Source organism: Collinsella sp. D33t1_170424_A12 (genome assembly GCF_015554865.1).
Lineage (GTDB): Bacteria > Actinomycetota > Coriobacteriia > Coriobacteriales > Coriobacteriaceae > Collinsella.
On the sequence record NZ_JADNJJ010000019.1, the window covers coordinates 1 to 18,568 of the forward strand.

Below are 18,568 nucleotides of genomic sequence, written 5' to 3' on the forward strand. Positions count from 1 at the left end.
ACAGCTCGCATGTTTCCATGACGTTCGATTTGGGCGAGGCGGCCTTCGCCGCGCCAACCGCAGACGATCCCACCGCCGCCTATGCGGATCTTATCTTGACTGCCGTTTGCGATTCCTATGAGAAACGCGAAGACTCGAATGCGCTCGTTCTCACGCTGAAGGCTGATGTGGCATGACCGAGTCGCCACGTGCTGCGCGTTCTACGAAGACGGCGTGGGATAAAGAGCGGACTCACGAGCTGTTTCGCAAGTTCAAGGAAGAGGGGGATCTTGATGCGCGCGAGAAGCTCGTCATGTCCCATATGAACCTCGTCCGTTTCCTCGCCAACAAGTTTAAGAACCGTGGCGAACCGCTCGACGACCTTGTCCAGGTTGGCTATCTAGGCCTGCTCAAGGCTATCGATCGCTTCGATCCCGGTCGCGGCCTCGAATTCACTACATATGCCACGCCCACTATCCTGGGAGAGATCAAGCGCCATTTCCGTGATAAGGGGTGGAGCGTTCGCGTGCCCCGCCGCCTACAAGAGCTTTCCGCAAAGGTCAATCAGGCAACTGATGCGCTTACCGTCCAGCTTCAGCGTTCGCCCACTATCGAGGAGATCGCCGCGTATCTCGATGCGTCTGTCGACGAGGTGCTTGAGGCGATGGAATCGTCTTCCGCGTATAGCTCGGTTCCGCTGGAGGGATCGAGTAATTCCGAGAACGAGGACGCCCCCAGCGTCATCGACCGCTATGCGACCGAGGATAACGCCTTGAATTTCACCGATGACCGCCTCATCATCGAGGAGGCGCTCAAGGGCTTCTCGCCGCGCGAGCGCGAGGTCATCGACTTACGTTTCCTCCAGGGGATGACGCAGATCGAGATAGCAGAGCAACTCGGCATCTCACAGGTGCAGGTGTCGCGTCTTTTGAGGCGCACGCTCAAGAAGATTCAGGACAAGATCGATCCCGAGGGGATCATGACCAAGAAGTCTTAGGTAACAAGGAGCCCGATGAACCCATCAACTGCAAGGGACGACCGAGAACGTGCCGCAAAGGCTGCATTTGTAAGCGTATGGACGGTGATCGGTGCCGCCATCATCTTTTTCGCCGTCTTGAAGTTGCTCGGGGTGCTATCGGGCACCCTGCTCTTTCTGTCCATCGGCGCCATCGCCGCCTTTGTCGCCAGCCCGATCGTCAACCTGCTTGAGCGTCGCGGGCTCCCTCGCGGCTTCGCCGCGCTCGCGGGCATCCTGTTCGTCCTCGTAGCGCTGCTTGTCTTATTCGGGTTCGCGATCCCGTTCGCAATGGCTCAGGTCGCTTCCATTCTTCGCGATGCGCCCTCGTGGCTATCGGCGCTTGGATCGTGGCTGGTCGAACTCGAGAGCAAATACGCCGTGTTCGAGCATCTGAGCAATACCGTTCAGCTCGACTCGCTGCTTAAGTCCCTGGGCGACCTGTTCAACCAGGTCCTCTCCGGTTTGCTATCGACGTTTCGCGATGGCGTCGTCCCCATGGTGAGCAACATAGCATCTACCGTATTCATCGTATTTCTCGCGTTCGTCTTCGCGTTTTGGCTCGTGCTCGATTATCCCCGCATCAACGAGGAGATCTGCTCGGTCCTTGGCGAGAACCGAGCGCTCGATTATCGTCTGATGGTCGCCGTTGTGTCGAGTTCGGTTGGCGGTTACCTTCGGTCTACGCTCATCAATTCGGTGATCCAGGGATTCCTGGCGTTTCTCGGCTTCGCGCTCGTCGGTCATCCCTATGCTGCAGCTATGGGTATCCTCTCCGGTGTGCTCAACATCATTCCGGTCGTCGGTCCGAGCATCTCCGCCATCACCGCCTCGCTCATCGCCTTGTTCTATAGCCCCATGATGGCGATCTGGACGATGGTCGTCGCCATGATTTCCCAAAATGTGACCGATAACGTCATAGCACCCAAGATCAACCAATCGACCATGCAGGTGCATCCGGTGCTCTCGTTGACCGCGCTCATCATGGGCTCCACGCTGGGCGGCACCATGGGCATGGTGATCGCGCTGCCCATCGCCGCGGTTTTGAAGAGCCTGTTCATCTTCTATTACGAGACGAAGACGAACAAGCAGATCGTTTCCTACGACGGTGCCCTGTTCAAGGGGACGCCGTATCTCGATCACAACGGCACGCCCGTCCCTGCGTTCGATGCGCTGGGAGACGACACGTTTGTAACCGAGTCGCAGATCATCGATACCGACGTTATGCCTGAGGCGAATGTGGCGCCTAAGCCCAAGCTCGATAATCCTTGGCATGATCTGAAGTTCCTCGAAAACGTCGCGCTTAAGCCGGGGAGCACCGGCGTGTTCAAAATTCCGTTCGCCGACCTTTCTCGCGGCGACGGGGATTCATCCGAGGACGCACGGGAAGACGATGGAAAATAGCTCGTCGCACAGATTGGGTGCGAGTCGCGGCCGTTCGCATATGTGGCGGGCGGCCGTCGCTGTATTCTGGGCCGCCTGCCTGCCACGCGATAGCGCGGGCGGGGTCGGGAGTCTGTGCAGGAGCAAAAACAATGCCAAGGGAATCGGGGAGTTCGGTATAATTTATCGGGTTAGAGCTATCTATACACGCTAGGGGAGTTTTCACCATGACCGCTGATTACCCAACTATGACGACCGCCGAGATCCGTTCGGCGTACCTTTCGTTCTTCGAGGAGCGCGGCAACAAGCTGTATCCTTCCTCGTCCCTTGTTCCCGATGATCCCTCGCTGCTCCTCGCCAACGCCGGCATGAATCAGTTCAAGGAGTATTATCAGGGCAAGAAGACCATGAAGGAGATCGGTGCCTGTTCGTGCCAGAAGTGCGTTCGCACCAACGATATCGATATCATCGGCGCCGACGGCCGCCACGCCTCCTTCTTCGAGATGCTCGGCAACTTCGCGTTCGGCGGCGTGACCAAGGAGCAGGCGTGCGCCTGGGCCTACGAGCTCATCACCGAGGTATTCAAGCTTCCCAAGGAGCGCCTGCACTTCACCGTATTCACCGATGACGACGAGACCCATGACGTCTGGCGTTCGCTCGGCGTTGAAGAGGACCATATCACGCGCCTGGGCGAGGATGATAACTTCTGGGCTGCCGGCCCCACCGGCCCGTGCGGTCCCTGCTCCGAGATCTACTTCGACCTTGGCGAAGAGGTCGGCTGCGGGTGCCCCGATTGCGCCCCCGGCTGCGACTGCGATCGATTCCTTGAATTCTGGAACCTCGTCTTCACGCAGTTCGACCGCCAGGAGGACGGCTCGATGCCCGAGTTGCCCCATCGCAATCTCGATACCGGCATGGGCCTCGAGCGCATGGCCGCTATCATGCAGCACAAGAGCTCGTTCTTCGACGGCGACGTCATGCAGAGCCTCATCAATCTCGGCGAGGACATCTCCGGCAAGACCTATGTCGACAACGACTACACCGGTGCCTCCCGTTCCCTGCGCATCATCGCCGACCATGCCCGCTCGGTGAACTTCCTTATTTCCGATGGCGTGCTTCCCGGTAACGAGGGCCGTGGCTACGTGCTGCGCCGCCTGCTTCGCCGTGCCGTCTTCCATGGCCGCCTGCTGGGCATCGAGGACGCGTTCCTCGGTCGCTTCATCGACGCCGTCAACGACGTCATGGGCGAGGCCTACCCCAACCTCATCGAGAACGCCAACCTTGTGAAGGGCATCGTGAACGCCGAGGAGGAGCGCTTCTCCACCACGCTCAACAACGGTCGCGTGTATCTCGACGAGCAGCTCTCTGCGCTCGCCGAGGGCGATCAGCTTCCCGGCACGGCTGCCTTCATGCTGCATGACACCTTCGGTTTCCCCATCGACCTTACCGTCGAGATCGCCGAGGGCGCCGGTCATGCCGTCGATATCGACGGCTTCAATGCCGAGATGGCGCAGCAGAAGGCCCGCGCCCGCGCCGCCGCGAAGGGCGACGCCTGGGGTTCTTTCAACGACGTATGGACCGAGCTCTCCGACGAGCTGCCGGCTACCGAGTTCGTCGGATACGACCATGAGAGCATCGACGACGCGCACGTTCTGGCTATAGTCGTCGACGGCGAGCGCGTTAAGAGCGCCGAAGGCGGCTCCAGCGTGCAGGTGGTCCTCGACCGCACCCCCTTCTACGCCGAGATGGGCGGCCAGACCGGCGACCGCGGTCTCATCGATTGCGATGCAGCCCAGCTTATCGTCACGAGCACCGTATCCAAGGGCGGCCTGTACGTGCATGAGGGCCAGCTCTCCGGCACGCTTTCCGAGGGCGATGTCGTCTTCGCCGGCTACGACCTCGATTGGCGGGCGCTCGTTCGTCGCAACCATACCGCTACGCACCTGCTCGACGCAGCGCTCAAGGAGGTTCTCGGCGACCACGTGAACCAGGCGGGTTCGCTGGTTGCCCATGATTACCTTCGTTTCGATTTCACGCATTTCGAGGCGCTGAGCTCCGAGCAGATCAAGGCGGTCGAACGCCTCGTCAATCGCGAGATCCTTGCTGCTAAGCCCGTGGTCACGCGTATCATGGGCATCGATGAGGCCAAGGCCTCCGGCGCCGTTGCGCTGTTCGGTGAGAAGTACGGCGACGTCGTCCGCGTCGTTTCGGTCGGCGAGGAGGACCAGCCGTTCTCCCGTGAGCTGTGCGGCGGTACCCATGCCGCCAACACGGCCGAGCTCGGTCTGTTCAAGATCGTCTCCGAGTCTTCCACCGGCTCCAATATTCGCCGCATCGAGGCCGTGACGAGCACCGGAGCCATCGAGTGGCTCGAGGGCCGCGTTGCCATCGCCGAGCAGGCATCGGCTGCACTGAAGTGCCGTATCGACGAGCTGCCTGCGCGCATCGCCGGCCTGCAGTCCGATCTGCGCGAAGCAAACCATAAGCTCAAGGCCGCCCTTACCGGTGGCAGCTCCGATGCGATCGGTTCGGCTATCGAGGGCGCCCTGGATGCCGGCTCCTACAAGCTCGTTCTTGCCGAGCTTTCAGGTCTCGAGGCTGCCGACCTGCGTAACGTCTGGGATACCGTGCGTCAGAAGGTCGCCGGTCCCGTTGCCTGCGTTATCGCCACGGTAACCGAGAAGGGTACGCCCGCGCTGCTCGCCGCCGGCACCGATGAGGCTGCTGCAGCCGGCTTCCATGCGGGCAACGTTATCAAGGAGATCGCGCCGATCGTCGACGGTCGCGGCGGCGGGCGTCCCACCATGGCGCAGGCGGGCGGTAAGAACGCCGCCGGCCTCTCCGATGCCCTTGCTGCGGCCTCTCAGATGATTCTGGGGTAGGAAACATGGTCGCTCTTGGTCTCGATATAGGTGAAACGCGAATCGGTATCGCCGTATCCGATCGCAGCGGCACCATGGCCATGCCGCTCAAGGTGCTGCCCGCTCAGGAGGTCGTATCCCTTGCACGGTCTTTTCGCCTGCTTATCGAGGACCATGAGCCCGATGTTCTCGTTTGCGGCCTTCCTCGCACCCTGGCTGGCGAGGAAGGCCCCCAGGCCGATCGCGTAAAACATGTGGGGGAGGGCGTGGCCCGCTCGCTGGGTTTGCCCCTCGAGTTCGTCGACGAGCGTCTGAGCTCGCGCGAGGCGAAGCGCATCCTGCGCGAGCAGGGTCTCTCCGAGAAGCAGATGCGCGGCAAGATAGATATGGTTGCGGCCTCGCTGTTCTTACAGGCGTGGCTCGACGCCCACAATGGAAAGGATGCGTGTGAATAGCGGTAAGCGCCCCGTCGGCGAACCTCGCAGCGGTCAACGTCCCGCAGGAACTCGATTCAAGCAGTCCCAGGCCACCAAGCCCGCGCCTCGTGCAACGCAGCGTAGCGCTACGCGTGTTCGTCCTTCGAGCTATGCCCCCGGTTCCCGTAATTCGCGGGGGTCGGCATCTCGAACTCCTCGCCGCTCCTCGCATTCGGGTTCCCCTCTTGCGGTCGTGGCGGTCGTAGCCGCGGCCGTAGCCGTGGTTGCCGTCATCGCGTTTTTCGTCGCCCCCGCCCTGGGCACGCGTCTGTTCAACCAGCGCGAGCCCATCGAAGCCGGTCTCGAGGTTTCGGTTTCCATCTCCGAGGGCGCGTCGGGCGACGCCATCGCCTCGGCCTTGTCCGAAGCCCGCGTGATCGATAATCCCAAGGATTACTATGCAGCCGTGGAGCGTCTGGATGCTGCTATGGCCATCAAGCCCGGAGATTATCTGTTCAAGACGGCGCAGGATCCCGAAGACGTCGTCCGCCAACTCGTCGAAGGACCCAATGTCGCGGGGGTCAAGCTTGTTGTCCAGGAAGGACTCACCGTCGCGCAGACCGCCGCGAACGTCGAGGCGACCTATGGTATCCCCGCAGATGAATTCATCGCGCAGGCGAAGGCATCCAACTATGTCGACGATTACCCCTTCCTCAAGGGAGCGTACGACGACTCGCTCGAGGGCTACCTGTATCCCAAGACCTATTCTTTGGGCGCGCAGCCTTCCGTCGATGCCGTTATCCGCGCTTTGCTGGACCAGTTCAAGAAGGAAACCGCTGGACTTGAGCTATCGAAGGGCGCCCATGGGTTGGATGCGCAGCAGATCATCTGCCTGGCTTCGCTCATCGAGCGCGAGACCGCCGTGGAGAGCGAGCGTCCGCTGGTCGCGAGCGTTATCTACAATCGACTGAAAGCGGATATGCCGCTTCAGATCGATGCTGCCATCGTGTACGCCCGTGGAGGCGGAAGCCAGGGCGTGACGTATGCCGACCTTGAGATCGACTCTCCGTATAACGTCTACAAGAATCGTGGCCTCACACCGGGTCCGATCTGCTCTCCGAGCATTTCGTCGATCAAGGCGGCGCTTCAGCCGGCCAGCACGGATTACCTCTACTACGTTGCATCTGCTGCTATGGATGGCACCCATCGCTTTACGAGCGACTATGACGAGTTCTTGAAGTATCGTGACGAGTACGGGGCGTCGTTGTAATGCGCTTGTTCTCTCCTTGTCGATATGTGGCTTCCGTTCCGCTTCTGGATCCCGCCGAACTCTGGGCTCAGGGTAAGCGCGCTCTTCTTGTCGATCGCGATAACACGTTGGTTCCACGTGATGCGAGCCGTGCGCCCGAGGACGTGAAGGCATGGCTCGATTCAGCTCGCGACCATGGTTTCGCGTTGTGCATGATCTCCAATAACTGGCACCGCGCCGAGGTGGCGCAATCCGCTGCCGAGCTCGGTATCGATTCCTTCATCGCGTTCGCCTGCAAGCCGCTGCCATGTGCACTTCGTTCGGCCTGCAAAAAGCTCGGCGTAGCTCCTCGGGACACGGTCCTGATCGGCGATCAGCTCTATACCGATGTATGGTCGGCGAACTTCGCTGGAATCGATAGCATCCTCGTCCGCCCGCAGACCTCTGTCGATCTGTGGTACACGCAGGTTTTTCGCGTCTTCGAGCGACGCGCCCTGCGCGACCTGCCGTGTGAAGAGTAGGTGCGTGCTTATGGAACGTATCGACAAGCGCGGGTGCGACCACATCTTCTTCATCGGATTTCTGGGTGCGGGAAAGTCTACGCTCGCCCGCAACCTCGGTGGGATGTTCCATCGGCGGTTCGTTGACACCGATCGCATGGTCGAACGGCAGCAGGGTATGAGCGTTACGGATATTTTCGCAACGTACGGCGAGCCCGAATTCCGCATCATGGAGACGCGCGTCCTCGAGGGCCTGCGGAGCGAACGCAGCCTGCTGGTGAGCTGTGGCGGAGGAATCGTTGAGACCGCGCGCAACATCGATCTTATGCACGAGATGGGGTATTGCGTGTACCTTGATGGCGATATCGATGATTCCCTCCGCCAGATCAGGCGGAGCGATACCCGTCCCGATTTTCGTTCTGCCGAGCATGCGGCTCGCCTGATCGAGCATCGTCGTCCGCTGTATCGAAAATCGGCCGATTTCACCGTTGATATTCGAGGTAAGAGCTTCCTGGATGTTTCTTACGCCGTAGCCGAGTTATTGCTGGAGCGTGGTTTGCTGTGATTCGTCGCCAGTTAATCAATTTTGGAACCAGGAGCACCGATTTCCGCATGGGATTCGGCGCGTTGTCCGAGTTGTCCCGGATGGTTTCCGCGGTAGTCGCGACCCCGAAGCGCGCCGTCATCGTAACGGATGCCTCGCTTGCCAGCGCGCACGGGCTCGAGGTGTCCCGTGCGTTGATCGATGCCGGCTTCACCGTCGAGGACCTGTCTTTTCCATCCGGGGAGCATGTATCGACGCTCGCGTATGCGATGCAGTTGTTCGAGGCGCTGGATCGCAGCGCGATCACGGCGGACGATGTCATCGTCGCCCTCGGCGGCGTGGAAGTATGCTCTCTGGTGACGTATTGCGCGGGTTCGTGGTGCGGTGGAACCACCTATGTGTTGCTGCCCACGACGCTCGATGCCATGGTCACCTCGGCTACGACGATGACCCCGCTCGATACCTCGTCGTCTTCCCAGATGGTTCATGTGGAGCCGCGCGCTTCGCTCGCCGTATGCGATCTGTTCCTGCTGGCTGATTGTTCCGAGGACGAGCTGCGTTCCGGATACGTCGAGCTCATCATGGCGGCCCTTATCGATAGCCGTCGTCAGTGGGAGCGTATGGATTCCATCCTCCCGGGTGCCGTTTCGGGTGAGGAGGTGCCGTTGTACGATCTTATCGGCATGGCGCAATCCGCCCGTGTTCGCGTGCTCACGTCGGCAAATCCCTCGGCGCGTAATGCGATACAGTTCGGGCGCACCACCGCGCGTGCGCTCAAGCGTTGCCTGGGCGACGCCGTGCCCGACTACGCCTTGCTTGCCGAAGGCATGCGCTTCGAGGCTCGTCTCGCCCATGATGTGACCGATTTCGACGTCGACGACGTGTTCGCTTTGGACGACTTGCTCGATGAGGCGGGTATCGGCGAGGTTCCCTTCGACCTGGGTTGCGGTCGTTTTATCGAGGCGCTCAAGGATACTCGCTTCAAGCGATCGAATCGTCTCATGTTCTCGCTTCCCCGCCATCCTGGAACCATTCGTTTCTCGGTTGTCGACGATGAGGTGCTCGAGCGCCACGCCCGGGCGTACCTGGCATCTCGCGCCGAGCTCATGGACGGGCCGCGTTAGGCGCGCGCCGCCGTGCCCCCCGTTGCTGTTACCTACCGTCGTTTCGATGAAAGGATAGATGTAATGACTGAATGCCTGAATGGACCCGCCGGCCGCATCGCCCGCGTGCGCGCGATGATGGACGAGCGCGGATACGACGCGGTCGTCGTGCGCGACGAGGCCAACCTTCGGTGGCTGACGGGCGCCATGGGCGTGTTCGATTACACGTTCGAGTTCCCGCACGTTGCCTTTATCAGCAAAGATTCCTGCTACCTGCATACTGATTCACGATACTTCAACTCGTTTGAGGAGAACCTTCCCTCTGGACACGCTTGGCAGCTCGATATGGACGAGGTTGCGATGACCCGTTGGGTCGCCGATCGAGCCCGTGAGACCAAGAGCTCCGTCATCGCCGTCGAGGACGATATGCAGATTTCGTTCTTCCGCGGTATCGAGCGCAGCTTGGAGGACGTATCGATCTGCGCAGCGTTGCCGCTCATGCATGGCGATATCCAGCGCATGCGCGCGGTCAAGGACGATGAGGAGCTGTCGCTCATGCGCCATGCGCAGTCCATCACCGATGCCGCATTCGAGCATATGTGCGCCTTCCTGCGCCCCGGCCTCACCGAGAAGCAGATTCGCACCGAGCTCGAGACTTTCATGTTCAACAACGGCGCCGATTCCCTTGCATTCTCCTCGATCGTCGCCTCCGGTCCCAACACGGCCAACCCGCACGCGATTCCCGGCGACCGCGTTGTCGAAAAGGGCGACTTCATCCTGATGGATTACGGCGCGGGCTACCGCGATTACCGCAGCGATATGACGCGCACCGTGGTCATGGGCGAGCCGTCCGCCGAGCAGAGGGCGCTCTACGATCTGGTTCGCCGTACGCACGAGGAATGCGCCGCCGCCATCCACGCGGGCGTCGATGGTCACGAGATCCACAAGCTCTCGCAGAAGATCATCGGTGACGCCGGGTACGGCGCCTACTACGGTCACGGCCTGGGCCACGGCGTCGGCATCGACATCCACGAGCTGCCCAACCTGGGCCGCACGAGCAACGTCCTCGCTGCGGGTTCCGTCGTGACGGTTGAACCTGGCGTGTACCTGCCGGGCGTCGGCGGCGTGCGCCTCGAGGACTACGGCGTGGTCACCGCCGATGGCTTCGAGCCCTTTACGCGTTCCACTCACGACCTCGTCGTCATCGACTGCTAGATACGCTTCGTTTCATTCCTTGGCAGCGCTCCTTGCGAGTTGCGTATCGTGTGTGCGCTTCACGGGGGAGCGCCGGCATGAGGTATAATCGACTAGTTATAAGCTCAGCGGCATGTTCCGTACAGAGAAAGGCACTTCCATGGCATCCATCTCCACTGCTGATTTCAAGAACGGCATGGGTCTGCGCATCAAGGACAAGGTGTGCACCCTCGTAGAGTTCCAGCACGTCAAGCCCGGTAAGGGCGGCGCGTTCGTCCGCTATAAGACCAAGGACATCAAGACCGGCCGCGTCGTCGAGCAGACCTGCAACGCTGGTTCCAAGTTCGAGAGCGTCCAGCTCTTCACCAAGGAGATGCAGTATCTCTACAACGACGGCGTCGACTTCATCTTCATGGACAACGAGACCTACGAGCAGGTTTCCGTTCCCGCTGATTTCGTGGGCGACAACGCCAAGTGGCTTCGCGAGAACGACACCTGCCAGCTGCTCTACGCCGAGGAGGAGCTCATGGGCGTGAACCCGCCCATGTTCATTATCGCCGAGGTCACCGAGACCGTTCCCGGTGCAAAGGGCGACACCGTTCAGGGCGCTTACAAGCCCGCCACCATCGACACCGGCGCCGTGGTCCAGGTCCCCATGTACCTCAACGAGGGCGAGAGCATCAAGGTCGACACCCGTACGGGCGAGTTCGTTTCCCGCGCCTAGCTTTATTTCATTCATGATCTAAGGAGGAGACTATGTCCGAAGAGATCAAGATCGCCGGAATGGGAATTGCTCCCGAGGTCCTGGCCGCCATCGTCTCGCGTGCTGTCGAGGAGATCGAGGGCGTTGCCGCTGTCGGCGTCAAGGACATCGCCACCAACCTCGTGTCGATGTTCTCCGCACGCGGTCCGATCGCGGGTCCGTCGGTCGAGGCCGCTGTCGTCGACGATACGCTGGCCATCACCGTCCACGTCACCGTTTTCTTTGGCTATCCCTTCAAGAAGCTTGCCGAATCGATTCGCGAGGCCGTTTCCCGCGCCATCGACGCCCAGGTTGGTGTCGAGGTGTGCTCGGTCGATGTCTGCATCGACGGCCTCGTTTTCCCCAAGGAGTAATGCGTGAGTCTAAAAGTGGAACGCGGGCGAACCCTTGCCCGTAGCCAGGCGCTTCAGATCATCTTCCAGGCCGAGGCGCTCGACCTGTCCGTCGACGATGTCCTTGCCGGCGACTACCTTCTTTCTAAAGGCCCGCTCGATGCCTATGCAGTCGAGCTCGCACGCGGTTGCCATGACCAGATCGATCGCATCGATTACGCGCTGCAGTCGGTCTCGCACAATTGGAGCCTGTATCGCATGCCCGGCACCGATCGCAACCTGCTTCGCCTTGCGGTGTACGAGATGCGGTTCCTCGATGGCGACGAAGCAATCGATGACGCCGTGGTGATCAACGAGGCCGTCGAGATCTCGAAGGCTTACGGCACGGACGAGTCGTCTCGCTTCGTGAACGGCGTTCTGGGGCGCATCGCTCGCATGGACCAGCTCCCCGAGCCGCCTCAGGACGAGACCGATGAGGTCGAACTCGACGACGAAGAGGCCGACGCGCTCTCGAATGATGATGAGGCTCTTGAGTTCGCTCAGTCCGAATGCGAGGTTGTGCCGCTCGCTTCCGAGGGTGAGTAGGCATGGCCGACACCACGGTCAAGACGTTCGATGACATCACCGAGCGCCTCGACGAGATCATCGCCACCGTTCGCTCGAAGGATACGTCGCTCGAGCGCAGCCTGGATTTGTTTGACGAAGCCATTCGTTTGGGTTCGAAGGCCGTCGACATGGTTGACCAGTTCGAGCTCTCGCCGCGCGAAGCCGACCTTCTGGACGCCGATTCCAAGTCGGATATCGAGGCATCGGCTGCGGATCCCTCGAGCCCCGAGGACGCGTCATGAAGCGCGTTCGACTCGACGACGAATTGATTTCACAGGGCATCTGCGAGAATCGCGCAGATGCCCTGCGCACATTGATGGCCGGCCTCGTCTCCTCCGGTGGAGAGCGGCTGTCATCTCCGGGTATGAAGGTCGTGCCGGGCATCGAGCTCCACGTGAAGGGCCGTATTCCCTATGTGGGTCGCGGCGGGGTCAAGCTCGCAGGTGCCCTTGATTCGTTTTCAATCGACCCCGACGGCCTTGCATGCCTCGATGTGGGATGCTCCACGGGCGGGTTTACCGATTGCCTTTTGAAGCGCGGGGCGTCGCGGGTCATCTCGGTCGATGTGGGCCGCGCCCAATTCGATTGGTCGCTTCGCCAGGACGCCCGGGTGACGCTGCTCGAGCGTACGAATATCGTCGAGCTTCCCGGGCTCGGGTATTCAGCCTGTTGCGACCTGGCTGTCTGCGACGTGTCGTTTACGAGCGTCGGCGCGGTCATCGATGCCGTCTTGTCCGTCCTGAGCGATGAGGGCGCATTCGTAACCCTGGTTAAACCTCAGTTCGAAGCCCCTTCGAGCCAAGTCGGCGAAGGTGGCGTCGTGCGAGACCCCCGTGTTCATCACGAGGTGCTTGGTCGCGTGATCGGGCTCTTCGCGGACAAGGGCCTGTATCCGGTCGATGTGTGCGCGTCTCCCATTACCGGCGCGAAGGGAAATCGCGAGTTCTTTCTTTATGGTGATCGCATGCGCTTCTCGACATCGTCTCCCAGCGAGCTGGAGGCGCAGGTCGAGAGCCTCATCGCGAAGGCGGAGCTGCTATGAAGGTGTTCTTAGTCCCTAATTTCTATAAGCATGAAGCCGTGCAGAGCGGTTTGACGCTCGAGCTTTGGCTTGGTCGTCAGGGCTACGAGGTTGCCTGGGCCGCCGACCAGCGCTCGGGCATCACGGAACCTGCCGATATCGACGGGAGCGACCTGGTCATCTCCCTCGGCGGCGATGGTACGCTGCTGCGTGCCGTTCGACTGGTGGGGGACCGTGAGATTCCGATTCTGGGTCTTTCCTACGGCCATCTGGGGTTCTTGACGGCAGCGAGCCCGGAGGACCGCGATATTCTCGGCGTCGTCTCCGATGCCCTTGCCGGCGAGATGCATGTGAGCCGTCGTTCACGGCTGGATGTCCGCGTTTACTCCGAGCGAGAGGACGGCTCCGCTGCAGAAATAAGGTCCAGCGCCCTGAACGATATGGCGCTCGCGCGCGGTCCCTTGTCCGATATGGTCGAATTCGATATGACGGTATCCGGGCACCATATCGATCGCTTGCGTGGCGACGGCGTGGTCGTCTCGACCGCTACGGGCTCAACCGGTTACGCTTTGTCTGCCGGCGGCCCTATCGTCAACCCCGAGTTCACGGGTATGGTATGTGTTCCCATCGCGCCCCACACCATCCAGGCGCGCGCTTTTCTTACGTCGCCGTCGGACGTCGTCGAGGTGACGATGTCGACGTCTCGTCCGTCTGTTCCCGCCATCGCGGTCGATGGGCAGTTCCTTGATCCCGAGGGCGTAGTCGATCGCGTCGTCGTGTCGCGCGCCGTCCATGACGCGCTGCTGCTCGACTACGGCCCCGAAAGCTTCTACGCCTCGGTGTCCCGCGTTTTCTACGGAGTGCGTCGCCATGATTGATGAAATCCGCGTCGAGAATCTCGCGCTTATCCGCGAAGCGTCCGTCGTGGTGGGCGATGGACTCACGGTCCTGACGGGCGAGACGGGTGCCGGCAAGACGGCTCTTCTTTCGGCTTTGAAGCTGTTGATGGGGGAGCGCGCCGATGCTTCGGCGGTTCGCGAGGGTGCCGACGCCTTGCGCGTGGAGGGCCGTCTGTATCGCGACCTCGATGACCCCGAAGGCTTTTCCGTGGTTCGCACCGTTTCAGCCGATGGCCGTAGCCGTGTGAAGATCGATGGGGCCATCGCCAGCGTGCGGGAGCTTTCCGCTCGGGTCAGACCCCTTGTCGACCTCTGCGGTCAGCATGAGCATCAACGTCTGCTGGACCCTTCCTACCATGCCGAGATGGTCGACGCCTGGGCGGGCGAACCCGTACAGGCCTCTCTTGCCGCATATCGCGAGGCGTGGCATGCCCTTCGTGCTGCCACCGAGGAGCGCGAGCGCGTCGAGGCCGCCGTACGAACTCAGGGCGCTCAGCTCGATGAGGCCCGGTTCTGCGCGGATCGCATCGCCGAAGTGGATCCTCGTCCCGGTGAGTACGAAGAGCTCGAGGCGGCGCTTCCCCGCGCCGAGTATGCGGAATCTCTCGCTCGTTGCGCCCATGATGCTCAGGCAATGCTGTCCGATGAGGGAGGGTCGCTCGATGCGCTTAATTCCGCCATCGCCGACTTATCGCGGATGGCCCGGGTCGATTCCGCATTGGGTGCGTTTGCCGATACCCTTTCCGAGGCTTCGATCATCATCGAAGATGCAGCCTCCAGCCTGCGTGCCTATCGCGACGGCATCGAGCTCGATCCAATCGAGCTAGCACGCTCCCAAGAGCGTTTCAGCTCCCTCAAGGGCCTCATGCGCCAGTTTGGACCTTCCATGGACGATGTGTTTCGTCGCTATGAGGAAGCCCAGGAGCTGCTGAGCTTGGTCGACGAGGGGGGCGATCGGTTGCGCCGGGCCCGTGCGGCGGAGGATGCAGCCGAGAGCGCGTTGCAGGATGCTGCGCGGCTCCTTATGAAGCGTCGTGCTGCCGCGGGGCCTCGATTCTGCCGCGAAACCATGCGCCATATGCAGCGTCTCGAGATGGTCGGTGCCGAACTCGTCTGGGACCAGAGGGTTCTTTCGCGCGAACGCTGGAGCGCGTCTGGTCCCGCGAGCTGCGAGCTGCTGTATCGAAGCGGCAGCGGTCTTGCGGCGCGGCCTTTGCGCCGTATCGCCTCGGGTGGCGAGCTCTCCCGCGTCCTGCTTGCAACGAAGGTCGTGCTCGGTTCGGCGGATACCGCTTCGACCCTCGTATTCGACGAGGTCGATGCCGGCGTGGGCGGTGCCACCGCTCGCTCGCTCGCTGCGGTGCTCTCGGATCTGGCTCGAACGCATCAGGTTATCGTTGTCACGCACCTCGCGCAGGTGGCGGTGGCGGCATCCCATCACTATGTGGTGCGCAAGACCCCTGCCGACGACGGCGTTCCCGTCACGTCCCTCGAGGCGGTAGATGGAGAAGAGCGTGTGGAGGAAGTCGCACGCATGCTTTCAGGCGAGCAGTCCGAAGCATCGCTTGTCCACGCGCGCTCGCTGTTGGGTTGGTCCTAGTCCGTCAACGCATCGACGAGCAGCTCGAGCGCGCGGGCGTATCCCCGTATTCCTTCGCCGCTTACCGTCGTGATGCATGCATCGCGGATATAGGATCTTTGTCGGAACGCTTCGCGTTCTTCGATCGCTGAGACGTGCACCTCTATGGTGGGGATGCCCACGGCTGTTATGGCATCGAGCAGGGCGATGCTCGTGTGCGTATAGGCGGCGGGATTGATCACGATTCCGTCGTACACGCCATACGACATCTGGATGGCGTCGACGAGGGCTCCCTCGTGGTTTGACTGGAAGCAGTCGAGCGTTTCGACCCCGAGGCGCTCGGCGGTTTCATGGCAAACCTCGACGAGCTGCTCGTATGTCTCGTTTCCGTAGATATCAGGCTCCCGGATCCCCAGCATATTGATGTTGGGCCCATTGATGACAAGCAGTTTCATGCTCGCTCCTAGCGGTTTGGATATGCGGCGCGCTCGAGCTTCGACAGGACGTCGCGCGCCGTATCGGCGGCGGTTCCCTGGGCGTCGACAACGATATCGGCCCAGGTCCGGTACGCGTGCATGCGCCGTGCCGCCAGCTGCTCGACGCCTTCTCGCTTGCTCAACGGCCGTCCATCTACCGAGAGCTCGGCAAGCGGGCGGTCAAGCATGACGATGCGGCTGTTCTGATGGAGCAATTCGTAGTTAGCCGTTCGTTCGACCACGCCGCCCCCGCAGGAGATAACGGTGCCGCTTTTCGACGCCGTTTCCTGCAGCACGCGCGTCTCCTCCTCGCGAAAGGCTGCCTCACCATGCTTGTTTATGAAATCCTCGCACGTCATGGCGTGTCGTTCGGCGATGACGTGGTCGGTATCGATGTGAGGACGCCCGGTGAGTTCCGAGATGGATCGGGCTACCTGCGTTTTGCCGGAGCCCGGCATGCCGATAAGAACGATGTTCTCCTCGGCGGATGCGAGATGGCGGGTCACCTCGAGCATACGTTCGTGCGAGATGACCTCTCCCGTATAGAGTTCCACGGCCCGCGCTGCCTGCGCGACGAGCATGAGCAGTCCGCCCGCGCACGGGATGCCGCGTCGCTCCGCCTGCATCATCAAGTCGGTGCGCGCCGGGTTGTATACGATATCGATGAGTCCTTCGAGCCCTGAGAGGGCATCCAGGCTGCATACGCTTGCTGGGCATGCTGGATACATACCGACGGGCGTGCAGTTGACGGCAACCGCCGCGTGGCCCCAGCGTCCGAGGTCGTCGTAGGTCACCGCGCCCGCACGGGCTACGGGATGCACCTCCATGCCGAGGTCCGATAGAACCGTGCAACACGTTGATCCGGCGCCGCCGTCACCGCCGAAGACCAGGGCGGTCTTGCCTGCAAGGTCGATCTCCATGCTCTGGATGAGCACGCGAAAACCGTAATAGTCCGTGTTGTCTCCACGTAGGCGACCGTCGGGCAGACGCGTGATGGTGTTCACGTTGCCAAGCCGCCGGGCGATGGGGGAGACATCATCAAGGTATGGCATGACATCCCGTTTATAGGGAATGGTCACGTTGATGCCTTCCCAGCTGTCGCCAGCTAGAAACGATGCGACTTCTTCGGGTTCGCGTTCGAATGTGCGGTAGTCCAGGCCGGCGAGCTCGCGGTAGATCACCGGGGTATAGCTGTGTCCGAGCGATCTGCCTAAAACACCGTACGGTCTCTGTTTCATTCGAGTACCTCCATCGTTGTTACTCGTGGACGGCATGGCGCCCGTCCGATCCGGCTGCCTCGGGGGATGGGCTTGCGTCGCGCGACGGCATGGCGCTGCATTCGAGTTGCCGAAGCGCAAGGACCTGTTCCGCTTTGTTGGCATCCATGATATGGGTGAAGAGGGCGCGCATCGTATCCGCGCGCTGCGGGGCGACTCGCTCCGCGACCCATGCGAGCTTGAGCTGCTCGCGCTCGGGGTCGTATAGGGGTGCACCGGTCGCCTGCTTTGCCTTTGCTATTGCAGCGGCCATATCGAGCCGTGCATCGAGCAGGGTGACAAGGTCGTTGTCGATGCGATCTATCTTTTGGCGAAGTTCATCGAGCTGCATGGCGCGCTCCTTACATCACGGTATACGGGGGTCACGCTTCCAGTGGGGGCATGACGGGAGTCGCGTCCTCGAGCAGGGCGTCAAGCAAGGCGAGCGCGCAGACCGCTTCGGCAACGGGAACGGCTCGTGGCACGATGCACGGGTCGTGTCTTCCGCGAATGGAAAGAACGGTTTCGTGCCCCTCAACCAGGTCGACGCTCTCCTGCTTGCGGCCTATCGAGGGCGTTGGCTTTATTGACATGTTCCAGACGATGGGCAGCCCCGTGGTGATGCCCCCGAGGATTCCCCCTGCGTTGTTCGACATGGGCTGCGCGGTTCCATCGACCAGGTGATAGGGGTCGTTGTGCTCGCTGCCGTAGCGTCGCGCGGATGCAAAGCCGTCGCCGAATTCGACGCCCTTGACCGCCGGGATACCGAAGGCGATGCGTGCGATCCGATTCTCGATGCCGTCGAACATAGGGTCTCCGATTCCAGCCGGCATGCCGTAGGCGACGCACTCAACCGTACCGCCCACGCTGTCGAGGGAGAGTTTGGCATGGGAAATGGTATCGCGCATGGCGCTCGCAGCGTCCGGGTCGATGCAGGGAAGGGAATTGCTTCGAATGGAATCGATCTGCTTCGGGACGATGTGCATGGCGTCGAGCGGCTCGTCCACAACGGGACGGGGCCCCAATGCGGAGATATGAGCTGCTATTCTCACGCCATGGCGGGCAAGCACCTGTTTTGCGATACCGCCCGCGATGCAAAGCGGAGCGGTGAGCCTCCCGGAAAAATGGCCGCCGCCCGCTTCGTCGTGATGGCCGCGATATTTGATGAATGCAGTGTAATCGGCATGTCCCGGTCGCGGAATCCGGCCAAGCTCCTCGTAGTCGACGGAGCGGGTGTCGTCGTTGACGATGACGCCGGCGATGGGGGCTCCGCACGTGTATCCGTCGACGATTCCGGATACGATGCGCACCTTGTCGGCCTCGTTTCGGCTGGTGGCGGTGGCGTCGCGGCCGGGTGCACGCCGATCGAGGAATCGCTGCAGCTCATCGAGG

At 61.5% G+C, this 18,568-nt stretch carries 20 protein-coding genes; 16 read left to right on the forward strand and 4 right to left on the reverse strand.

The genetic code is table 11. The features are described from left to right. Nucleotides 1-172 precede the first annotated feature (172 nt). The 16 genes from I2E26_RS00880 (at nt 173) to I2E26_RS00955 (ending at nt 15,465) form a co-directional block, all read left to right on the forward strand. Nucleotides 173-976 (forward strand): RNA polymerase sigma factor SigF, encoded by an 804-nt coding sequence (locus tag I2E26_RS00880; protein ID WP_195419251.1) that lies wholly within the window; start codon nt 173-175, stop codon nt 974-976. Nucleotides 977-991: 15 nt separating this feature from the next. Next, complete coding sequence (locus I2E26_RS00885; RefSeq protein ID WP_195419252.1) at nt 992-2,398, forward strand: AI-2E family transporter; 1,407 nt, start codon at nt 992-994, stop codon at nt 2,396-2,398. A 206-nt stretch (nt 2,399-2,604) separates the two neighbouring features. Continuing rightward, nucleotides 2,605-5,259 carry an alanine--tRNA ligase gene (alaS, locus tag I2E26_RS00890; protein ID WP_195419253.1) on the forward strand — a complete coding sequence of 885 codons (2,655 nt, stop codon included), beginning with the start codon at nt 2,605-2,607 and terminating at the stop codon, nt 5,257-5,259. A gap of 5 nt (nt 5,260-5,264) precedes the next feature. Further along, a complete protein-coding gene (ruvX, locus tag I2E26_RS00895; RefSeq protein ID WP_195419254.1) occupies nt 5,265-5,693 on the forward strand; it encodes a Holliday junction resolvase RuvX in 429 nt (142 codons plus the stop codon). Next, nucleotides 5,686-6,924 (forward strand): endolytic transglycosylase MltG, encoded by a 1,239-nt coding sequence (mltG, locus tag I2E26_RS00900; RefSeq protein ID WP_370551412.1) that lies wholly within the window; start codon nt 5,686-5,688, stop codon nt 6,922-6,924. Before ruvX ends, mltG begins: the two co-directional genes overlap by 8 nt. Further along, nucleotides 6,924-7,424 carry a YqeG family HAD IIIA-type phosphatase gene (locus I2E26_RS00905; RefSeq protein WP_195419256.1) on the forward strand — a complete coding sequence of 167 codons (501 nt, stop codon included), beginning with the start codon at nt 6,924-6,926 and terminating at the stop codon, nt 7,422-7,424. Before mltG ends, I2E26_RS00905 begins: the two co-directional genes overlap by 1 nt. Before the next feature lie 10 nt (nt 7,425-7,434). Next, nucleotides 7,435-7,968, forward strand: a complete 534-nt coding sequence (locus I2E26_RS00910) for a shikimate kinase (protein WP_195419257.1) — start codon at nt 7,435-7,437, stop codon at nt 7,966-7,968. 47 nt (nt 7,969-8,015) lie between these two features. Beyond that, nucleotides 8,016-9,071 (forward strand): hypothetical protein, encoded by a 1,056-nt coding sequence (locus tag I2E26_RS00915; RefSeq protein WP_195419258.1) that lies wholly within the window; start codon nt 8,016-8,018, stop codon nt 9,069-9,071. A 63-nt stretch (nt 9,072-9,134) separates the two neighbouring features. After that, nucleotides 9,135-10,265 carry a Xaa-Pro peptidase family protein gene (locus I2E26_RS00920; protein WP_147588336.1) on the forward strand — a complete coding sequence of 377 codons (1,131 nt, stop codon included), beginning with the start codon at nt 9,135-9,137 and terminating at the stop codon, nt 10,263-10,265. Between the two features lie 139 nt (nt 10,266-10,404). Continuing rightward, a complete protein-coding gene (gene efp, locus I2E26_RS00925; protein ID WP_147588335.1) occupies nt 10,405-10,968 on the forward strand; it encodes an elongation factor P in 564 nt (187 codons plus the stop codon). A 32-nt stretch (nt 10,969-11,000) separates the two neighbouring features. Then, nucleotides 11,001-11,360: an Asp23/Gls24 family envelope stress response protein gene (locus I2E26_RS00930; protein WP_147588334.1), complete on the forward strand. Its 360-nt coding sequence runs from the start codon at nt 11,001-11,003 to the stop codon at nt 11,358-11,360. A gap of 3 nt (nt 11,361-11,363) precedes the next feature. Beyond that, the gene (gene nusB / locus I2E26_RS00935) at nt 11,364-11,924 is read left to right on the forward strand and encodes a transcription antitermination factor NusB (RefSeq protein ID WP_195419259.1); all 561 of its coding nucleotides are present in this window, start codon (nt 11,364-11,366) and stop codon (nt 11,922-11,924) included. A 2-nt stretch (nt 11,925-11,926) separates the two neighbouring features. Beyond that, nucleotides 11,927-12,187: an exodeoxyribonuclease VII small subunit gene (locus I2E26_RS00940; protein WP_147588332.1), complete on the forward strand. Its 261-nt coding sequence runs from the start codon at nt 11,927-11,929 to the stop codon at nt 12,185-12,187. Continuing rightward, on the forward strand, nt 12,184-12,987 hold the full coding sequence (locus I2E26_RS00945; RefSeq protein ID WP_147588331.1) for a TlyA family RNA methyltransferase: 804 nt from the start codon (nt 12,184-12,186) through the stop codon (nt 12,985-12,987). The genes I2E26_RS00940 and I2E26_RS00945 overlap by 4 nt, the downstream gene beginning before the upstream one ends. Beyond that, nucleotides 12,984-13,844: an NAD(+)/NADH kinase gene (locus tag I2E26_RS00950; RefSeq protein WP_195419260.1), complete on the forward strand. Its 861-nt coding sequence runs from the start codon at nt 12,984-12,986 to the stop codon at nt 13,842-13,844. The genes I2E26_RS00945 and I2E26_RS00950 overlap by 4 nt, the downstream gene beginning before the upstream one ends. Further along, on the forward strand, nt 13,837-15,465 hold the full coding sequence (locus tag I2E26_RS00955; RefSeq protein WP_195419261.1) for a DNA repair protein RecN: 1,629 nt from the start codon (nt 13,837-13,839) through the stop codon (nt 15,463-15,465). Before I2E26_RS00950 ends, I2E26_RS00955 begins: the two co-directional genes overlap by 8 nt. On the opposite strand, the gene aroQ is transcribed toward I2E26_RS00955, so the two are convergent. From aroQ to aroC, 4 genes are all read right to left on the reverse strand, one after another. Then, nucleotides 15,462-15,899, reverse strand: a complete 438-nt coding sequence (aroQ, locus tag I2E26_RS00960; RefSeq protein WP_195419262.1) for a type II 3-dehydroquinate dehydratase — start codon at nt 15,897-15,899, stop codon at nt 15,462-15,464. The two genes, I2E26_RS00955 and aroQ, sit on opposite strands and share 4 nt — an antisense overlap. An 8-nt stretch (nt 15,900-15,907) precedes the next feature. Further along, nucleotides 15,908-17,158, reverse strand: a complete 1,251-nt coding sequence (locus I2E26_RS00965) for a shikimate kinase (RefSeq protein WP_229056306.1) — start codon at nt 17,156-17,158, stop codon at nt 15,908-15,910. A 19-nt stretch (nt 17,159-17,177) separates the two neighbouring features. After that, entirely contained in the window at nt 17,178-17,528 is a 351-nt protein-coding gene (locus tag I2E26_RS00970) for a chorismate mutase (RefSeq protein WP_147588326.1), read from the reverse strand. 31 nt (nt 17,529-17,559) lie between these two features. After that, nucleotides 17,560-18,568: chorismate synthase (aroC, locus tag I2E26_RS00975; protein WP_195419264.1), on the reverse strand; the 1,009-nt coding region annotated here is incomplete at its 5' end.

Coding starts and splice junctions, on each gene's coding strand:
- ruvX (WP_195419254.1), top strand. CDS start 5,265: ATGGTCGCTCTTGGTCTCGATATAGGTGAAACGCGAATCGGTATCGCC.
- aroQ (WP_195419262.1), bottom strand. CDS start 15,899: ATGAAACTGCTTGTCATCAATGGGCCCAACATCAATATGCTGGGGATC.
- I2E26_RS00940 (WP_147588332.1), top strand. CDS start 11,927: ATGGCCGACACCACGGTCAAGACGTTCGATGACATCACCGAGCGCCTC.
- I2E26_RS00970 (WP_147588326.1), bottom strand. CDS start 17,528: ATGCAGCTCGATGAACTTCGCCAAAAGATAGATCGCATCGACAACGAC.
- I2E26_RS00950 (WP_195419260.1), top strand. CDS start 12,984: ATGAAGGTGTTCTTAGTCCCTAATTTCTATAAGCATGAAGCCGTGCAG.
- I2E26_RS00905 (WP_195419256.1), top strand. CDS start 6,924: ATGCGCTTGTTCTCTCCTTGTCGATATGTGGCTTCCGTTCCGCTTCTG.
- I2E26_RS00920 (WP_147588336.1), top strand. CDS start 9,135: ATGACTGAATGCCTGAATGGACCCGCCGGCCGCATCGCCCGCGTGCGC.
- I2E26_RS00955 (WP_195419261.1), top strand. CDS start 13,837: ATGATTGATGAAATCCGCGTCGAGAATCTCGCGCTTATCCGCGAAGCG.
- I2E26_RS00910 (WP_195419257.1), top strand. CDS start 7,435: ATGGAACGTATCGACAAGCGCGGGTGCGACCACATCTTCTTCATCGGA.
- I2E26_RS00880 (WP_195419251.1), top strand. CDS start 173: ATGACCGAGTCGCCACGTGCTGCGCGTTCTACGAAGACGGCGTGGGAT.
- alaS (WP_195419253.1), top strand. CDS start 2,605: ATGACCGCTGATTACCCAACTATGACGACCGCCGAGATCCGTTCGGCG.
- efp (WP_147588335.1), top strand. CDS start 10,405: ATGGCATCCATCTCCACTGCTGATTTCAAGAACGGCATGGGTCTGCGC.
- I2E26_RS00885 (WP_195419252.1), top strand. CDS start 992: ATGAACCCATCAACTGCAAGGGACGACCGAGAACGTGCCGCAAAGGCT.
- I2E26_RS00945 (WP_147588331.1), top strand. CDS start 12,184: ATGAAGCGCGTTCGACTCGACGACGAATTGATTTCACAGGGCATCTGC.
- I2E26_RS00915 (WP_195419258.1), top strand. CDS start 8,016: ATGGGATTCGGCGCGTTGTCCGAGTTGTCCCGGATGGTTTCCGCGGTA.
- I2E26_RS00965 (WP_229056306.1), bottom strand. CDS start 17,158: ATGAAACAGAGACCGTACGGTGTTTTAGGCAGATCGCTCGGACACAGC.
- I2E26_RS00930 (WP_147588334.1), top strand. CDS start 11,001: ATGTCCGAAGAGATCAAGATCGCCGGAATGGGAATTGCTCCCGAGGTC.